Here is a 16635-nt window from a genome sequence, read left to right as displayed (position 1 = left end):
ATTCTCGCCGAGAGCCATGGCCGAGTAGAGAGCAGAAGTACAACTTAGGAAATGACCTACGCGAAAAGCAGACCGAATGACTTTGCTGGTGCAGTTGGCCCAACATTTCGCGAGGTTTTGGGGATATGTCCCACCGGGTCATCCGAATTTTCCGCAGCTTGAGGAAAAACTTCAGACAACCCGACGGGAGCGCAACCGATCTCAGGAAGACAGGTAGGAGGAGCGGGTCAGGCCCAGACGCAAGGCATCGAGGAACTGCGTGCGTTCGCTGGCACTGATGCGGGCACTGGCGCACTTGTCGCGGTAGTGGGTCATCAGTTCTTCCGGCGACAAGTGCACGTAGCGCAGCATGTCTTCGATGGTGTCGTGGGTTTCGATACCGGCGTGGTACACGCTGCCATCGGCGTTCTGGTAGATGTTCACCGAGTCGGTGTCACCGAACAGGTTGTGCATGTCGCCGAGGATTTCCTGATAGGCGCCGACCAGGAACACGCCCAGCAGGTAGTCTTCGCCCTCGTTCAGACCGTGCACTGGCAGGCTGGTCTCGATGCTCTGCTCGTCGACGTACTGATTGATCTTGCCGTCGGAGTCGCAGGTCAGGTCTTGCAGCACCGCACGACGCAGCGGCTCTTCGTCGAGACGATGCAGCGGGATGATCGGCAGTACCTGATCGATCGCCCAGGTGTCCGGCAGGCTCTGGAACACCGAGAAGTTGCAGATGTACTTGTCGGCCAGCTTGTCGTTGAGTTCGTCGAGCACCTGGCGATGCGAACGCTGGCGCGCCTTCAGCGAGTTGTGCAGGCGGCGGCACACGGCGAAATAGCACTGCTCGGCCAGGGCTTTTTCCGCCAGGGTCAGCTTGCCGTCGGCGTACTGCGAGGCCACGTCGCTCATGTAGTGAGTGGCGCGCCAGTAGGTTTCGGTGACCATTTCGATGTCGGTCGGACCGAGCAGGTCCACCAGCCACTGCACGGTTTCCGGCAGCGCTTCCTTGTTTTCGATCAGCGGAATTTCGTCGTTGTGCTTCTCGACGTCGGTCACCTGCACCACCAGCATCGCGTGGTGCGCGGTCAGCGAGCGGCCGCTTTCGGAGAAGATGTGCGGGTGCGGCAGGCTCTGCGCATCGCAGAATTCCTTGAGCATCCCGACCACGACACCGGCGTAGTCGTCCATGTCGTAGTTGATCGAACTGGCGTTACGCGAGTGGGTACCGTCGTAGTCGACGCCCAGACCGCCACCGACGTCGATGTGATCGACCGGCAGGCCGAGGTTGCGCAGCTCGCCGTAGTAACGGATCGCTTCCTTGAAACCGTGCTGGTAGTCAGCGAGGTTGGCGATCTGCGAGCCCATGTGGAAGTGCAGCAGGCGAATGCCCTGATCCAGGCCGGCGGCGCGGAAGCGCTCGACCACCGACAGCAGTTGCGCCGCCGACAGACCGAATTTGGATTTCTCGCCACCGGTGTCTGCCCATTTCGACGAGGCCAGCGACGACAGGCGCACGCGCAGGCCGACCTGTGGCTTGACCTTGAGCGAGGCCGCTTCTTCGATCACCAGGCCGACTTCGGATTCTTTCTCGATCACGATGAACACGTTGTGGCCGAGCTTCTGGCCCATCAGTGCCAGACGGATGAACTCGCGGTCCTTGTAACCGTTGCAGACGATGGTGCCGCCCTTCGGCGCCAGCGCCAGCACGGCCAGCAATTCAGGCTTGGAACCGGCTTCCAGACCGATGGACACGTTCTGAGTGGCGATGATGTTCTCGATCACCGCTTCTTGCTGGTTAACCTTGATCGGGTACAGCGCGGTGTACTTGCTCTGGTATTCCAGGCGCTCGATGTTCGAGTCGAAAGCACCGGTCAGCTGACGGACGCGGTCTTGCAGGATGTCGGGGAAACGCACCAGCAACGGCAAGGACAAGCCGCTCTTGCGCAGTTGGTCGACCTGTTCGAACAGGTCGATAGGCGAACTGCTCGGGCCGTTCGGACGAACTTCGACGCGACCGGCGTCATTGATCGCGAAATACCCGGCCCCCCAATGGCGAATCCCGTAAACACTGCGGCTGTCCGCAACTGTCCATTGGCTGCCATCGTCTTTACGTGTGCGTCGTACGGACATCGAAGTCCCCTATAAAGAAGTCATAGTGCGTCGCCTGATCTCAGGCCGGCGCAGTCTAAAGAATGAAAATGACGGTTCGTCAGCGCGGCGGTAGACCGCGCTGACCGCGTGTAGTTTAGAAACCGGTATGAACAGGCTCTGTGAAAACCATGGAGACGACGCCGGCGCTGAACATTGCAGAACCGGATCAAGCCGCGGGTGGTTTTCACAGAGGCTGCTAGCCGCCGGACTTCTTCGCTTTGAAACCGTGCTTGATCAGCTCTGCCAAGAGTAGCTCGACATGATCGCCCTGGATTTCGATGACCCCGTCCTTCAACGCCCCACCGGTGCCGCAACGTTTCTTCAACGTTGTCGCCAGCTCCTTGAGGGCCTCTTCGGCCAGTGGCACGCCGGTGATGGTGGTCACCGTCTTGCCGCCACGGCCCTTGCTCTCGCGACGTACGCGGGCAATGCCGTCCCCGGCCGGGATCACGGTTTGTTTGCAGATACAGGCGTCCACCGGCTTACTGCATTCCGGGCAATGACGACCTGCGTCGGTGGAAAATACGAGGCCACCAAGGGCGGCGAAGGATGCGGCTTTTTTGGCCACCGGCAATCCTCTTGGGAGGACAAAGACTGATCGCAACCTTGGGCAAGGTTATCGACCGCGAAGCCCCACTCAGGCAGGGGCAGCGCTACTGCACCGGATGCTCCTGCAAAAGCAGGCCGGTACAGCTTGAAAAGGTCGCGCAGTGTAACGGCAAAAAGCGCAATTGCTAAGAGCCAATCGGCGCCAATTTATGAGTTCTTTGCGACGTCGCTTTGTTGAGCCTTGAGATAGCGCTTCAACGCTGCCAGCGAGTCCGGGCAGTAAGGCTTTTGCTCGATTTCCAGCAGCACTTGTTCGACCGGAATGAAGCGCGCTTCGAGGACTTCTTCCGGCTGCAGTTTCAACGGGCCGTCCCACACCGCGGAAAACGCCGAACACCACAGGCGATTGCCGGTGTCTTCGAAGAAGAAATGGTCATGGGCGGTGAGTTCTACGCCGCTCACGCCCAACTCTTCCTCCAGCTCACGGGCCGCCGACTCGGCGTAACTCTCGTCCGCCTGCACCATGCCGCCCGCCGCCACGTCCCAGTAACCGGGGTAAATGGCCTTGCTCAAGGTGCGCCGGTGTACACAGAGTTCGCCGGCGGAGTTGAACAGCATGATGTAGGTGCCGCGCCCGATAAGGCCACGCTCACGCAAATCGGCCCGCACCAGAGCGCCGAGCAGGTTGTCCTGCTCGTCGACCCAGGCGATCTGTTCGGCATCGGAGGCGGCGCGGTGGGCCGCCTCTTTGGCGCTATCGACCATGACTCAGCCCTGATTGAGCAGTTGGCGCAGATCGATCACTGCGGCATTGGCCCGGGAAATGTAGTTGGCCATGACCAGCGAGTGGTTGGCCAACACACCGAAGCCGCTGCCGTTGAGGATCATCGGGCTCCAGACCGGCTCTTGCGACGCTTCCAGCTCACGGATGATCTGGCGCACGCTGACCGTGGCGTTCTTCTTCGCCAGCACATCGGCGAAGTCCACTTCGATGGCACGCAGCAGGTGCGACAGCGCCCAGGCCTGACCGCGGGCTTCGTAGAACACGTTGTCGATCTGCATCCACGGAGTCTCGACGACTTCCTCGTCAACCTGCGGCACTTCGCCTACGGCCGGGACTTCGGTTTTCAGCGCGGTGTTGAGCTTGACCCGGCCAACACTGGCCGACAGACGCTGCGACAGCGAACCCAGACGGGTGCCGACATCGCCCAGCCAGTTGTTCAGGTTGTCGGCGCGCGCGTAGAACAGGGCGTTTTTCTGACTAGGGTCAGACAGACGTGCCTGATAACGGCTCAGGGAGTTGATGCCTTCCTGATATTCCGACTCGCTCGACGGCAGGATCCAGCTCTTGTTGTCGAAGTTGAAACGCGGTTCGGCCTTGGCCAGATCGGCGTCTTCGGCCGATTGCGACTGCGAACGGGCGAAGTCTTTGCGCAGCGCGCGGGTCAGGTCGCGCACCTGCACCAGCACGCCGTATTCCCAGCTCGGCATGTTGTCCATCCACAGGCCCGGCGGGAAACGGTCGTTGGAAATATAGCCGCCCGGTTTGTCCAGCAAGGTGCCGGCCACGGTCTTGAGGGTTTCGACGGTGGTGTAGCCGACGACCATCTGCTTGCCTTCTTTCTCGGCCGCAACCTGAGCGTTTTGCGCCACCGGGAACAGCGCCGGCTCCTGGCTCCAGTACCAGCCGAGGCCAATCGTCACCAGCAGATAAATGCCGATCAACGTGGCCAGCGCGCGGCTGAACAGCAGCCCGCCTACATAGCTGCGGGTGGCCGACTTCGGCTCAGCGGCACGTTCAGGCGCGCTGCCCGCGCGGTTCTTCCAGTCCAGCATGGCGATATCCTTTCAATCACTTGGGTTCAACGGTTCGACCACAACCATACAACAACGTGCCAAGGCCGGCACCCGTGATCGGGTCATCGAAGAAAAAACCGCTCGCTGTCGGTGATCGAAAGGATAGACGCGCCGTTCAGACGTTGAAAATTTTCATTGATATCTGCGATACGGCGTCCGGTGCAAATAGATGGGCGATGCCCTCGGCGTCGGTTTTTCGCTGGCTGGCGACGCCATCAACCGTGGCGATGCAGGCCTGCTGCGCCAACGGTTCCCCGGTCATGCTGGCGACCAGACGAAAGATCCGCGGTGTTCTGCGCGGTTGCGCAGGCGGATTGTTCATCAGCGCCAGCACCGCCTGATCGAAGACCGCGGCCGCGACCGGCCAATGACCGAAATCGGCCTGCGGCTTCAATAACAGCCATTCACCACGCTCGACCTGATCCAGCACCTCGCTGTCCAGATCAATCAGCAACCCCGCCCGCAGTTCACCCAGCCCCTCAAGGGGCTGCCGCTCTAGCAGCACCTGACAAACCCGTTCCAATGCCTGGTCCACCGGATAAACATGCTGGCGTTCGGTTTCGCTCAGGTGCCAATGATGAACCAGCCTCATCCCCGCCCCTCGCCTTGCCATTCGTCGGACCCCATCGTCCGGCTGACTTCGTGCCGCCAGTAGATGCGTTGGTAGGTGAAATGGACTTTCTCCAGTTGCGTGTAGTGCGCCATGCCGGAGTCGCGACAATGCGGCATCAGCACCTCGGCGCCGACGATCAACGCATCCTCAAGTTCGATCGTGTAGAAGTGCTCCTGCACACCCTGGGCCGAGGTGCGATACCACTCCACCCGGCACTGGCTGAGCAGTTCACCGGAACACATCGCGACTTGAATCAGCGGCGAGGCCTTGTCGAGGGTTTTGGTGATGATCAGCGGCTTGTGCATCCGCCGTCCCGCGCCCTGCCCTTTGGGCACGAAAATGCCGTGGTTCAGGGCCTGAACCATGATCTTGTCCTCGCGTCCGGTCTGATAGCTGTTGCCCACCGAATCCTCGCTAAAGGCACCGGCGCTGATCAGGCCCTGGCGGCTGCCGTGGAGAGTCATGAAGGCTGGGATGGGCATGGGCTGGCTCCTTGTTGAGGTTGGGGCGGGGGAAAGTGATGGGGTTCTTCGGGCAGATTTTCGATTTTTTCGAAAGGCGTCCAGGGTTTGGCCAAGGCGAGAGTAATGAGGTAGCGCTCCTGGTCGAGATGCCTGGAGTCTCTGAATCGTGCCAGTGACAGCATTGCCTGATACTTGTCGCCAGCCTGCCAATAAGACACGCCGGAGAGCACACCTTGCCTGACGTATGCACGCCACTCAGGGGTATCCGCCATGGTCGGATTGCGCCTCGTCCCCATCGGTTTCCAGCCCTTTGCACACCACTGTGCCTGCAGATCGACAACCACCTGCATCGCATCGTCGATGAGCAATGGCTCGATTTGCGGCGACATGCGGATGGTGTCGACCACGTTATCGTCGAAGCCCACCGACAAAAAACGCGCCAAAGGCGTCTCGAATCCATACTGCGGGTCGACAACGCGCAAGCGCGCATCAGTCTTGGGAATGCCGCCCCAGACGTGACCACGAATCAACGGACTGAATGGCGCGGTGGAATGCTCCATCATGCTTTCATAGGTTCCGCCGATTTCGAGAATGATCACGGGGTCGTCCCACAATGGCTGGGTCAACTGACGGGCGGCCGCAAGTGCGAACACCATACAAAGCGCTAGCCACATCCAGCCTCGCCAGTCGGGCAGAGCAATACGCAAGGTCATCAAGCACCTTCCATGGCAGCGATTTCACCTATGGATTGCGCGAGTGCCGCTCGGTTTCCGTCATTGAGCATCTGATCAAACCGAGCCGCTGCCCGAAGCACGAACGCCATTCGCTGATCGATATCGGACAAATCCGCCAACGGGTTACTGCCGAATCCGATGGTGCGACCATCTTCGACACGCCGGCATTGGCTGGTAAGGGTCAACTCGATGGCCTGAGCGACACCTGAAGGAAAGCCCGTCACGTAGGCAAAATGATTGCTACGTAACAACGCCACCAGATGACGGTTTTCGTAGATGGTTGGCTGAAGGATGTTTCGTTGCTCGTGCCGCGCCAGATGCTCTACGCTTTTGGCAATATTCCCTGCCTCGATCGCCTCAAAGGCATCCAGAATTTCTGGAAAGCTCTTTCCAAATTCTAGTGTTTGCTTTCCCACTGGCCAAAGCACCGGAAATTTGGCGTGCCCATATATGTTTCGCCGGTCTTCAAGGCACTTCTTCAACTCCTCCAATCCACGCACCGCATAAAACTGGTGCAACGGATAAACATCCAGAAACAGCGAGGTATTACCCAGCGCCATCATGTCGTACACATGCCGGAACTGTTGCTGCACCAGAGACAATGCTTCGCCGGGGGCGCGAAAATCCACGGACGGCACGGGATTGCGTGCCCGGGCTTCGTCGTACTCGCGCAACGCAACGGCCTGTTCAGGCATTTTTTCCGGAGTCAGCAATCCGTGCTCGCGACGGCCAACCCGCACCCGCTGCCGCGCCTCATGTTCGGCACGAATTCGGTCGATGCTGTCTGCCGCATGCAGCAACCCACAGCCCACCTGCTTGGAGGCGAACGCCGCCAGACCCGCCCACTGGAACCGCGGATCGTGTTGCCACAGGCGGGCATAGGCCGCGTTGATCGCCCGGTTGCGGGCAGCGGGATCGGCAACCAAAACGCCCTCAGGGGCGACGATTTTCTCGGCCGCTTGTTGGTAGGCGCGCCATAGACACTGGCACGTCAACACTGGCACCTCAGTAACCTGCAGCCTGTCGCCATACAGCCATTCTTCGCGGCACTCGCAGTCGGCCACGGGTCTGGTGTTGTGGTTCAGGCGTTGTTCGTCAGTGATGTGCTCGTTGAAACACTGGCTCATGTCGGCAGGGCAGCCTCTAGGGGAATCCCTTAACCCTACCTGTCCGGAACGCCTGTGAAAGAGGCTGAAGAAAAATCAGAAGCGGCTGAAGGACAGCGCCTGGCCCGGCATGAGAAAAGTCGTCAGAAACGACAGGAAACGTCCTTAAGAGCCCGGCATACGGCGACTTGACCGACGACGAGGTCAAAAATAAAACCACCCGGTCATGAACTGAATTGTGTCGCACCGCAGATTATTGACGCACGACACTCATATAAGGGAAAAGAGGTGCTAGCATAGAGCCACCAGTCGATCTCAGCATGCAGCCTAACTAGTAGTCAGGATATGACCGAGCCAGAAGACCCCAGCCGTGAGCGCCTCAAGCACCACTTTGCCCAGCGGGTAATTCATCAGGCACGTCAGATTCTTGAGATATGGCAACGCCTGCAACGCAGTGAGTGGTCCACTGCCGACCTCGCCGAACTGAGCGAGGCCAACCTGCGCCTGCTGCGTTTTGCCGAGCGCTTCGAACAGCCTGAGCACACGCAACTGGCCCACCACATCAGCCAGTCGCTGGACGCCGTCGATGCCAATCGCGGCCGTCTGAGCAGTGGCCTGATCACCGATCTCAATCGCTTGATGCAACGCCTGTCGCGCACCGGCCTGCGTCATGGTGACCAGCTCGACCAGACATTCCTGCCGCCATTGCGCAAACCGATCTATGTGTTGCTGCAGGATCACGACCGCGCCGAGCGGCTGGCCAAACAACTGGAATTCTTCGGCCTGACCGCCCAGGCGCTGGACAGTGTGTCGGCGTTTCGCTCCTCGATGGTCGAGCGTTTGCCGGCCGCGATCGTCATGGACGTGGATTTCAGCGGGCCCGGCGTCGGCCTGCAACTCGCCGCCGAAGCGCAAGTAGGTCTGGAAGAACCGCTGCCGCTGCTGTTCTTCAGCCTGCACGAAACCGACACCCCGACCCGCCTCGCTGCGGTGCGCGCCGGGGGCCAGGAATTCCTCACCGGCACCCTCGAAGCGTCGAGCCTGCTGGAGAAAATCGAAGTCCTGACCTGCGTCGCCCAGTACGAACCTTATAAAGTGCTGATCATTGACGACTCCCGCGCCCAGGCCTTGCACACCGAGCGCCTGCTCAACAGCGCCGGGATCGTCACCCGCACCCTGATCGAACCGATCCAGGCGATGGCCGAACTGGCGGATTTCCAGCCGGACCTGATCATCCTCGACATGTACATGCCGGCCTGCACCGGCACCGAGCTGGCCAAGGTCATTCGCCACAACGACCGTTACGTCAGCGTGCCGATCATTTACCTGTCGGCCGAAGATGATCTGGACAAGCAGCTCGACGCCATGAGCGAAGGCGGCGATGACTTCCTGACCAAGCCAATCAAGCCACGGCACCTGATCACCACCGTGCGCAACCGTGCCGCCCGTGCGCGCAATCTGAAGGCACGGATGGTCCGCGACAGCCTCACCGGCCTGTACAACCACACGCACATCCTGCAATTGCTCGAAGACTGCTCGTTCCGCGCCCGCCGCGAGAACAAGCCGCTGAGCTTTGCCATGCTCGACATCGACCACTTCAAACGGGTCAACGACAGCCACGGTCACCCCATGGGCGACCGCGTGATCAAAAGCCTCGCGCTGTTCCTCAAGCAACGCCTGCGCAAGACCGATTTCATCGGCCGTTACGGCGGCGAAGAATTCGCCATCGTCATGCCCGACACCGATATAGAAGCCGCGCACAAAGTGCTCGACGAGATCCGCCAGCGCTTCGCCGAAATTCACTACCCGGCCCAGCCGCAGGATTTGTGGTGCACCTTCAGTGCGGGCGTGGTGGAAATGCGCGAGGACTCCGACAGCCTGATGATGGCCAGCCAGGCCGACGAAGCGCTGTACCGCGCCAAGGGCGCCGGACGCAATCGGGTGCAGACCGCGCGCGACTCAAAGCAAAGTGCCACTTTTTCATCGGATTCCACTGATTCGGTCATAACCCTGTAACAGAACCGCAATAAATTCAGGCGCTTACCATTTCTGCCGTTGGTAGCCGTCATGCGCCTGAAGTTGCTCACCAATCTCAACACTCTGTTGCTGGTCGCCGTCTGCGTGGCCCTCGGTGCGACGCTGTGGTGGTCGCAAAAAGCCCTGGAGCGGCCATACCTGTTGATGGAGCGCTACCTGGGTCTGTCGCAGCAATTTCAGAATGACGTGGCGCGCAACGTCGAGGATTACCTCGGCAGCGGCGACGCCCTGCGCCTGAGCAGCGCCAGCCAGGCCATCGACGGTTTGCAGCAAGAACTCGGCGAACTGCCGCCGGCGCTGGCCGAAACCCTGCGCCCGAGCCTGTCGAGCCTCGAAGAATTCAGCAAGACCGACCTGCTCGCCGCCGGCAAACTGGCCGGCGATCCGCAAGCGCTGCTGTTGCAGGCTGAGCGTGAACTGAGCGCCAGCCTCGATCAGTTGAACACCTACGCCAACGGCAACGCGACTTACCTGACGCCGCTGCTCGTAGCTTCGCAGCACTTGGGCAAACTGTCGCTGGCCCGCGACAAACTGGTCAGCAGCGGCCGCAGTGAGCTGGCCGCCGACGTTGAGCGCGAAGTCGCCAGCATCCGCACGCAGGCCCAGGCCATCGACGCCCTGCCCCTGCTCGGCGTGGTCGCCAGGAATGAGTCCGGCAGCGATGATTTTGCCGCGATGATGGGCATCGAAAGCACTGAAAAAGCCGCTACCGAAGACGCCGGCGTCGGCCTCAAACGCGAACTCAACAGCCTGCTGGTTCGCTACCCGGCGGAGCTGGAACGCACCCGCGAGCTGATCCAGAAACGCACGGACCTGAGCACCGCCACGCACCTGAAGATCGCCGCCGTGCAGCAGGCCATCGCCGGTCTCGAGCCGGTGGTGCGCGCCCAGCACGGGCAGATCCAGGGCGAAGTGCGGCTGATGCAAGGCGTGATGATCGGCCTGATCCTGTTGATCGCGCTGCTGATGGACACCTTGCAGCGGCGCCTGGCGCGCACCCTGACCAACCTTGCCCCGGCGCTGTCGACCTGGGCTGAAGGTGATTTCAGTCGCGACATTCATCTGGGCAAGACCAACCGCGAACTGCATGACATCGAAGCGTCGCTCAATCGTCTGCGTGCGTACCTGGTGGATCTGGTCGGGACGATTCGCGGCAACGCCGAACAGGTCGCTGGCAGCAGCCGCACCTTGGCCGAACTGAGCAACGACCTGCACACCGGTGCCGAGCATCAGGCTGGGGATACCGCGCTGATTCGCGATTCTCTGGGCGAACTGGAGGCCACGATTCAGCAAGTGGCGGGCGATGCGCGTCAGGCCGCGGATGCCAGTCGCCACGCCGGCCTGGCCGTGGAGCACGGACAAACCGTGATCGGCCAGAGCCTGACCGGACTGCACGCATTGGTCGGCGAAGTGCAAGGCAACGCGCAGATGATCGAGCACCTGGCCGAAGAGTCGGCGACCATTGGCGGCGTGCTGACGGTAATCCGCTCGATCGCCGATCAGACCAACCTGCTGGCACTCAACGCCGCCATTGAAGCGGCGCGGGCCGGGGAAATGGGTCGGGGTTTTGCGGTAGTGGCCGAGGAAGTGCGCTCACTGGCGCAACGCACGGCGGGCGCCACGGCGCAAATCCAGACCCTGATCGCCGGCCTGCAAAGCGCCGCCCGCCAATCGGTCGAAGGCATGCGCGCCCAGGTCGAACACGCCGAAGCCACCGCCAACCAGGCGCAAGCGGCGGACGGCGCGCTGGATAAAATCGTCGGCGCGATCCAGACCATTTCCGACACGGCGATCCGCATCGCCGACATCACCGCCCAGCAAAGCGGCGCGGTCAGCGAGATTCGCGATCACAGTGAGCGGATCCATCAGTTGGGCGGGGATAACCTGCTGCGCATCGGCGAAGGTCGCGAACAAGGGGAGAATCTGCTGGTATTGGGTGGGCAACTGCATACAGCGGTGCAGGCCTTCCGCGTCTGACACCAACCGCTGTAGGAGCTGCCGAAGGCTGCGATCCTTTGATCTTGCTTCTAAAAACAAAAAGATCGCAGCCTTCGGCAGCTCCAACAGGACGAGATGAGTGACCGGATCAAATCACTCAGTCACAAATTTCGCGCAAACATCGGTCATCGTGCTGGCTATTGCAGAGAACTGGACAGTCACAAAGTCTTTGCGGCATAGTCGCCGGGTTCTGACGACTGCTCATTCATAACAAGGAACATGCAGATGGCAACGCTACTGGTGCTGCACGGCCCCAACCTGAACCTGCTCGGCACCCGCGAACCGGGCACCTATGGGTCTACGACCCTGGCGCAGATCAATCAGGACCTGGAGCGGCGCGCCCGTGAAGCCGGCCACCATCTGCTGCATCTGCAGAGCAATGCCGAGTATGAATTGATCGACCGCATCCACGCCGCACGCGGCGAAGGTGTGGATTTCATCCTGATCAATCCAGCAGCTTTTACGCACACAAGTGTCGCATTACGTGACGCGCTGCTGGGAGTGAGCATCCCATTCATCGAAGTGCATTTGTCCAACGTGCACAAACGCGAACCTTTCCGCCATCACTCTTACTTCTCCGACGTAGCGGTGGGAGTGATCTGCGGCCTTGGCGCCAGCGGTTACCGACTGGCCTTGGAGGCCGCACTAGAGCAGCTTGAACAACAAGCTATACGCCCCTGACCGACCCTTGGGAGTTGATGATTCATGGATATCCGTAAAGTTAAGAAACTGATCGAATTGCTGGAAGAGTCCGGCATCGACGAGCTCGAGATCAAGGAAGGCGAAGAGTCCGTTCGCATCAGCCGCCACAGCAAGACCCCGGCTCAGCAGTACTACGCACCTGCGCCGATGCAAGCACCGGCTGCTGCTCCTGCCGCCGCTGCCGCTCCAGTTGCCGCCGCCCCGGCTGCCGCTGCTGCACCTGCGCTGAACGGCACCGTGGCCCGCTCGCCAATGGTAGGCACCTTCTACCGCAAGTCTTCGCCAACCTCGCCAGCCTTCGTTGAAGTCGGCCAGACCGTGAAGAAAGGCGACACCCTGTGCATCGTCGAAGCCATGAAGATGATGAACCACATCGAAGCTGAAACCAGCGGTGTGATCGAATCCATCCTCGTCGAAGACGGCCAGCCGGTTGAGTACGACCAACCGCTGTTCACCATCGTTTGAACTGCGGAGAGCCTTTGATGACTGCGAAGTTGGAAAAAGTTCTGATCGCTAACCGCGGTGAGATCGCCCTGCGGATTCTGCGTGCCTGCAAAGAGATGGGCATCAAGACCGTCGCCGTTTACTCCAAGGCCGACAAAGAGCTGATGCACCTGGGTCTGGCAGACGAATCCGTCTGCATCGGCCCGGCGTCTGCCGCTCAGTCCTACCTGCACATTCCGGCCATCATCGCTGCTGCTGAAGTGACTGGCGCCACCGCCATTCACCCAGGCTACGGTTTCCTCGCGGAAAACGCCGACTTCGCCGAGCAGGTCGAGAACTCCGGTTTCGCCTTCATCGGCCCGAAAGCCGACACCATTCGCCTGATGGGCGACAAGGTATCGGCCAAGCACGCGATGATCGAAGCGGGCGTGCCTACCGTTCCAGGTTCTGACGGCCCGCTGCCGGAAGACGAGGAAACGGCACTGCGCATCGGTCGTGAAGTCGGCTACCCGGTGATCATCAAGGCCGCTGGCGGCGGCGGTGGTCGCGGCATGCGTGTGGTGCACAAGGAAGAAGACCTGATCGCCTCGGCGAAACTGACCCGCTCCGAAGCTGGCGCGGCGTTCGGCAACCCGATGGTCTATCTGGAAAAATTCCTGACCAACCCGCGTCACGTCGAAGTTCAGGTACTGTCCGACGGCCAGGGCCACGCCATCCATCTGGGTGACCGCGACTGCTCGCTGCAACGTCGTCACCAGAAGGTTCTCGAAGAAGCGCCGGCACCGGGCATCGACGAGCAGGCCCGCCAGGAAGTTCTGGCTCGCTGCGTCAAGGCGTGCATCGACATCGGCTACCGTGGCGCCGGCACGTTCGAGTTCCTGTACGAGAACGGTCGTTTCTACTTCATCGAAATGAACACCCGTGTTCAGGTGGAGCACCCGGTTTCGGAAATGGTCACCGGTATCGACATCGTCAAGGAGATGCTCAGCATCGCCGCTGGCAACAAGCTGTCGTTCACTCAGGATGACGTGGTAATCCGCGGTCACTCGCTGGAGTGCCGGATCAACGCTGAAGACCCGAAAACCTTCATGCCGAGCCCGGGTACGGTCAAGCATTTCCACGCCCCGGGCGGCAACGGCGTTCGCGTCGATTCGCACCTGTACAGCGGTTATGCGGTTCCGCCGAACTACGACTCGCTGATCGGCAAGCTGATCACTTACGGCGCCACCCGCGACGAAGCCATGGCCCGCATGCGCAATGCCCTGGACGAAATCGTGGTGGACGGGATCAAGACCAACATCCCGCTGCACCGTGATCTGACCCGTGACGAAGGCTTCTGCAAAGGGGGCGTGAACATTCACTACCTCGAGCACAAGCTGGCTGGCGAGAAGCACTAAGCTTCGAACCTGCCCCCAACAAAGCCGCCTTCGGGCGGCTTTGTTGTATCTGCAGCAAAGTCAAAAGATCGCAGCCTGCGGCAGCTCCTACATTCAGGATGCATTCCCCTGTAGGAGCTGCCGCAGGCTGCGATCTTTTGATCTTCGGCCATGGTCGTGTTCTGCCGCGCGCTCGCGTAAACTTGCGCGCTTCTCGCCGGCCGCTAGGCTGCAATCATATTTTTTCAAAGGTGCCCGCCATGCCTTGGCTGCAAGTACGCCTCGCCATCAGCCCGGAACAAGCCGAAACCTACGAAGACGCTTTCCTTGAAGTCGGCGCCGTTTCGGTGACCTTCATGGACGCCGAAGATCAACCGATCTTCGAACCGGAACTCAACACCACCCCACTGTGGGCGCACACCCACCTGCTGGCCCTGTTCGAGGGCGGCACCGAGCCTGCGCCGGTGCTGGCGCACCTGGAACTTCTGACCGGCGGCCCGCTGCCCGAGCATCACAGCGAAGTCATCGAAGATCAGGACTGGGAACGCAGCTGGATGGACGGTTTCCAGCCAATGCGTTTCGGCCAGCGCCTGTGGATCGTGCCGAGCTGGCACGCCACACCGGAGCCTGACGCGGTCAACCTGCTGCTCGACCCGGGCCTGGCGTTCGGTACCGGCACGCACCCGACCACCGCACTGTGCCTGGAATGGCTCGACGGTCAGGACCTGAAAGACTGCAACGTGCTGGACTTCGGCTGCGGCTCGGGGATTCTGGCGATCGCCGCCCTGCTGCTCGGCGCGAAAGAAGCCGTCGGTACCGACATCGACGTGCAGGCGCTGGAAGCTTCGCGCGACAACGCCGGGCGCAACAACATTGCCGAAGAACTGTTCCCGCTGTACCTGCCGGAAGACCTGCCGCAGGTCCAGGCCGACGTATTGGTAGCCAACATTCTCGCCGGCCCGTTGGTCGCTCTCGCGCCGCAACTGTCCGGCCTGGTCAAGTCCGGCGGTCGTCTGGCGCTGTCCGGCATCCTCGCCGAACAAGGCGAAGAAGTGGCTGCCGCCTATGCCCAGGACTTCGATCTGGACCCGATCGCCAATCGCGATGGCTGGGTGCGTATCACCGGCCGTCGGCGCTAGAATGGCCGCCTGCATAAACCGGATCGCCGCATGACCGACAGCTTCGTCACCCAGTGCCCGCATTGCCAAACCAGCTTCCGCGTCAGCCATGCTCAATTGAGCGTGGCCCGCGGGGTGGTTCGCTGTGGCTCCTGCCTGCAAGTGTTCAACGCCGCCAAACAGCTGCTGGAACAACATGCGGGCAAGGAAGCGGTGACGCCGGTCGCAGCACCGCTCGCCGAGCAGACAGCGCAACCGCCTGAATCCATCCAGCCCCCGGCTATCGACGAACCGCCCGCGCCGCGCGCCATCAGCCAAAAGCAATGGAGCGCCAGCGACCTGGATCTGGACAGCCTGGACCTGGACGAAGAACTGGCCCGCCTTGAGCAACGGGAAATCCAGCCGACCACCGAATTCGGTCGGCAGCGCGAAGAGTCCCTGAGCGCCCGGCGTGACAGCCCTGAAGCCGATGAAACGGTGTGGCGCGACAGCCTGTTCAGCGCCCGCGACGATGAGCGTCTGCCCGAGCCCGACGATGAAGTCGAGCCCGAGCTCCTCGAACCGGAGCCGGTAAAAACCGCGCGCACCGAGCCGTCTTTGTCGCTGGAGCCGGTGGACCTGGACGACGAGCCGCCGATTCCGCAACTACGCCTGCACGATCCGATCGATCCGAATGCCCGCCGCGAACGCCTGTCCGCCAGCGCCGAGCCTGATGACGACGATCTGCCGCCGGTGGAACCGCTGCGCAAAAAGCGTGACCGCGCAGAACCCGGCGTGCGCGCCGAAGTCTTGCAGGATCTGACTGACGACCCGCTGCAACTGGACTGGCAGAAACGCCGCTCGCCGTGGGGCCGGCGTCTTGTCTGGACCTTACTGGTCTTGCTGGCCGCCGCCGGTCTTGGCGGACAGTACATCGCCTATCACTTCGACGAATTGGCACGCCAGGATCAGTATCGTCCGTGGTTCCAACAGTTCTGTCCGCAGATCGGCTGTACGGTGCCGTCCAAGGTCGACATCGCCAAAATCAAAAGCAGCAATCTGGTGGTGCGCAGCCACCCGGAATTCAGCGGTGCGCTGGTTGTCGACGCGATCATCTATAACCGCGCGACGTTCTCCCAGCCGTTCCCGCTGCTGGAGCTGCGCTTCGCCGACCTCAACGGCCATCTGATCGCCAGTCGTCGTTTCAAACCCGGCGAATACCTCAACGGTGATCTCGAAGGCCTGGCGGAAATGCCACCGCAGACGCCGATCCACATCGCGCTGGATATCCTCGATCCAGGCCCCAAAGCGGTGAATTACAGCCTGAGCTTCCACTCCCCCGAGTGAATCGCTGCAGCGCTTCAGGTTTGACGGCGGTTTTCTGACTGGGCGCAGCCCAACCAAACCGCTGGCAATAACAGAATAACTGTTCAGATTTTGTTCAATTCAGCCTTTATCCAGTCATCGAGAGCGGGTATCATGCCAACCCTTTTTCGAACTCTCATGATCCGGCCCCACTTCA

At 61.0% G+C, this 16635-nt stretch carries 15 protein-coding genes; 7 read left to right on the top strand and 8 right to left on the bottom strand.

All coding sequences use genetic code 11. From position 1 onward, the window contains the following. Positions 1–201: 201 nt before the first annotated feature. The 8 genes from speA to J5M57_RS25585 all read right to left on the bottom strand — a co-directional run bounded on the left by speA (position 202) and on the right by J5M57_RS25585 (position 7480). Positions 202–2115 (bottom strand): arginine decarboxylase, encoded by a 1914-nt coding sequence (gene speA, locus J5M57_RS25620; RefSeq protein WP_064585793.1) that lies wholly within the window; start codon positions 2113–2115, stop codon positions 202–204. Positions 2116–2332: 217 nt separating this feature from the next. Beyond that, positions 2333–2704, bottom strand: coding sequence for a translation initiation factor Sui1 (locus J5M57_RS25615; protein WP_064585792.1), 372 nt, complete (start codon positions 2702–2704; stop codon positions 2333–2335). Between the two features lie 188 nt (positions 2705–2892). Further along, positions 2893–3450 carry an NUDIX hydrolase gene (locus J5M57_RS25610; protein WP_169842482.1) on the bottom strand — a complete coding sequence of 186 codons (558 nt, stop codon included), beginning with the start codon at positions 3448–3450 and terminating at the stop codon, positions 2893–2895. 3 nt (positions 3451–3453) lie between these two features. Continuing rightward, the gene (locus J5M57_RS25605) at positions 3454–4521 is read right to left on the bottom strand and encodes a DUF2333 family protein (RefSeq protein ID WP_064585790.1); all 1068 of its coding nucleotides are present in this window, start codon (positions 4519–4521) and stop codon (positions 3454–3456) included. A 136-nt stretch (positions 4522–4657) separates the two neighbouring features. Next, the gene (locus tag J5M57_RS25600) at positions 4658–5134 is read right to left on the bottom strand and encodes a hypothetical protein (protein WP_207849961.1); all 477 of its coding nucleotides are present in this window, start codon (positions 5132–5134) and stop codon (positions 4658–4660) included. After that, positions 5131–5637: an Hcp family type VI secretion system effector gene (locus J5M57_RS25595; RefSeq protein WP_207849960.1), complete on the bottom strand. Its 507-nt coding sequence runs from the start codon at positions 5635–5637 to the stop codon at positions 5131–5133. Before J5M57_RS25595 ends, J5M57_RS25600 begins: the two co-directional genes overlap by 4 nt. Then, positions 5616–6332 (bottom strand): hypothetical protein, encoded by a 717-nt coding sequence (locus J5M57_RS25590; protein ID WP_207849959.1) that lies wholly within the window; start codon positions 6330–6332, stop codon positions 5616–5618. Before J5M57_RS25590 ends, J5M57_RS25595 begins: the two co-directional genes overlap by 22 nt. After that, positions 6332–7480 (bottom strand): hypothetical protein, encoded by a 1149-nt coding sequence (locus J5M57_RS25585; RefSeq protein WP_207849958.1) that lies wholly within the window; start codon positions 7478–7480, stop codon positions 6332–6334. Before J5M57_RS25585 ends, J5M57_RS25590 begins: the two co-directional genes overlap by 1 nt. 324 nt (positions 7481–7804) lie before the next feature. Here J5M57_RS25585 and gcbA point away from each other — a divergent pair, with 324 nt between their 5' ends. The 7 genes from gcbA (at position 7805) to J5M57_RS25550 (ending at position 16460) form a co-directional block, all read left to right on the top strand. Continuing rightward, positions 7805–9475: a diguanylate cyclase GcbA gene (gcbA, locus tag J5M57_RS25580; RefSeq protein WP_064585785.1), complete on the top strand. Its 1671-nt coding sequence runs from the start codon at positions 7805–7807 to the stop codon at positions 9473–9475. Between the two features lie 51 nt (positions 9476–9526). Continuing rightward, a complete protein-coding gene (locus tag J5M57_RS25575) occupies positions 9527–11473 on the top strand; it encodes a methyl-accepting chemotaxis protein (RefSeq protein WP_207849957.1) in 1947 nt (648 codons plus the stop codon). Between the two features lie 246 nt (positions 11474–11719). Then, positions 11720–12175, top strand: coding sequence for a type II 3-dehydroquinate dehydratase (gene aroQ, locus J5M57_RS25570; RefSeq protein WP_064585783.1), 456 nt, complete (start codon positions 11720–11722; stop codon positions 12173–12175). Positions 12176–12199: 24 nt separating this feature from the next. Beyond that, on the top strand, positions 12200–12661 hold the full coding sequence (accB, locus tag J5M57_RS25565; RefSeq protein ID WP_064585782.1) for an acetyl-CoA carboxylase biotin carboxyl carrier protein: 462 nt from the start codon (positions 12200–12202) through the stop codon (positions 12659–12661). Between the two features lie 17 nt (positions 12662–12678). Beyond that, on the top strand, positions 12679–14037 hold the full coding sequence (accC, locus tag J5M57_RS25560; RefSeq protein ID WP_045122275.1) for an acetyl-CoA carboxylase biotin carboxylase subunit: 1359 nt from the start codon (positions 12679–12681) through the stop codon (positions 14035–14037). A gap of 239 nt (positions 14038–14276) precedes the next feature. After that, positions 14277–15155, top strand: a complete 879-nt coding sequence (prmA, locus tag J5M57_RS25555) for a 50S ribosomal protein L11 methyltransferase (protein WP_207849956.1) — start codon at positions 14277–14279, stop codon at positions 15153–15155. Positions 15156–15185: 30 nt separating this feature from the next. Further along, a complete protein-coding gene (locus tag J5M57_RS25550) occupies positions 15186–16460 on the top strand; it encodes a DUF3426 domain-containing protein (protein ID WP_207849955.1) in 1275 nt (424 codons plus the stop codon). Positions 16461–16635 lie beyond the last annotated feature (175 nt).

This window comes from Pseudomonas sp. 86_A, from assembly GCF_017491705.1.
In the GTDB taxonomy this organism is placed as follows: Bacteria; Pseudomonadota; Gammaproteobacteria; order Pseudomonadales; family Pseudomonadaceae; genus Aquipseudomonas; species Aquipseudomonas koreensis.
This window is presented reverse-complemented; position numbering and strand designations above follow the sequence as displayed.

Bases quoted from the DNA above. Each gene is read 5' to 3' on its own strand.
- speA (WP_064585793.1), bottom strand. From the start codon at position 2,115: ATGTCCGTACGACGCACACGTAAAGACGATGGCAGCCAATGGACAGTT.
- J5M57_RS25610 (WP_169842482.1), bottom strand. From the start codon at position 3,450: ATGGTCGATAGCGCCAAAGAGGCGGCCCACCGCGCCGCCTCCGATGCC.
- J5M57_RS25605 (WP_064585790.1), bottom strand. From the start codon at position 4,521: ATGCTGGACTGGAAGAACCGCGCGGGCAGCGCGCCTGAACGTGCCGCT.
- J5M57_RS25600 (WP_207849961.1), bottom strand. From the start codon at position 5,134: ATGAGGCTGGTTCATCATTGGCACCTGAGCGAAACCGAACGCCAGCAT.
- J5M57_RS25595 (WP_207849960.1), bottom strand. From the start codon at position 5,637: ATGCCCATCCCAGCCTTCATGACTCTCCACGGCAGCCGCCAGGGCCTG.
- J5M57_RS25590 (WP_207849959.1), bottom strand. From the start codon at position 6,332: ATGACCTTGCGTATTGCTCTGCCCGACTGGCGAGGCTGGATGTGGCTA.
- J5M57_RS25585 (WP_207849958.1), bottom strand. From the start codon at position 7,480: ATGAGCCAGTGTTTCAACGAGCACATCACTGACGAACAACGCCTGAAC.
- gcbA (WP_064585785.1), top strand. From the start codon at position 7,805: ATGACCGAGCCAGAAGACCCCAGCCGTGAGCGCCTCAAGCACCACTTT.
- J5M57_RS25575 (WP_207849957.1), top strand. From the start codon at position 9,527: ATGCGCCTGAAGTTGCTCACCAATCTCAACACTCTGTTGCTGGTCGCC.
- aroQ (WP_064585783.1), top strand. From the start codon at position 11,720: ATGGCAACGCTACTGGTGCTGCACGGCCCCAACCTGAACCTGCTCGGC.
- accB (WP_064585782.1), top strand. From the start codon at position 12,200: ATGGATATCCGTAAAGTTAAGAAACTGATCGAATTGCTGGAAGAGTCC.
- accC (WP_045122275.1), top strand. From the start codon at position 12,679: ATGACTGCGAAGTTGGAAAAAGTTCTGATCGCTAACCGCGGTGAGATC.
- prmA (WP_207849956.1), top strand. From the start codon at position 14,277: ATGCCTTGGCTGCAAGTACGCCTCGCCATCAGCCCGGAACAAGCCGAA.
- J5M57_RS25550 (WP_207849955.1), top strand. From the start codon at position 15,186: ATGACCGACAGCTTCGTCACCCAGTGCCCGCATTGCCAAACCAGCTTC.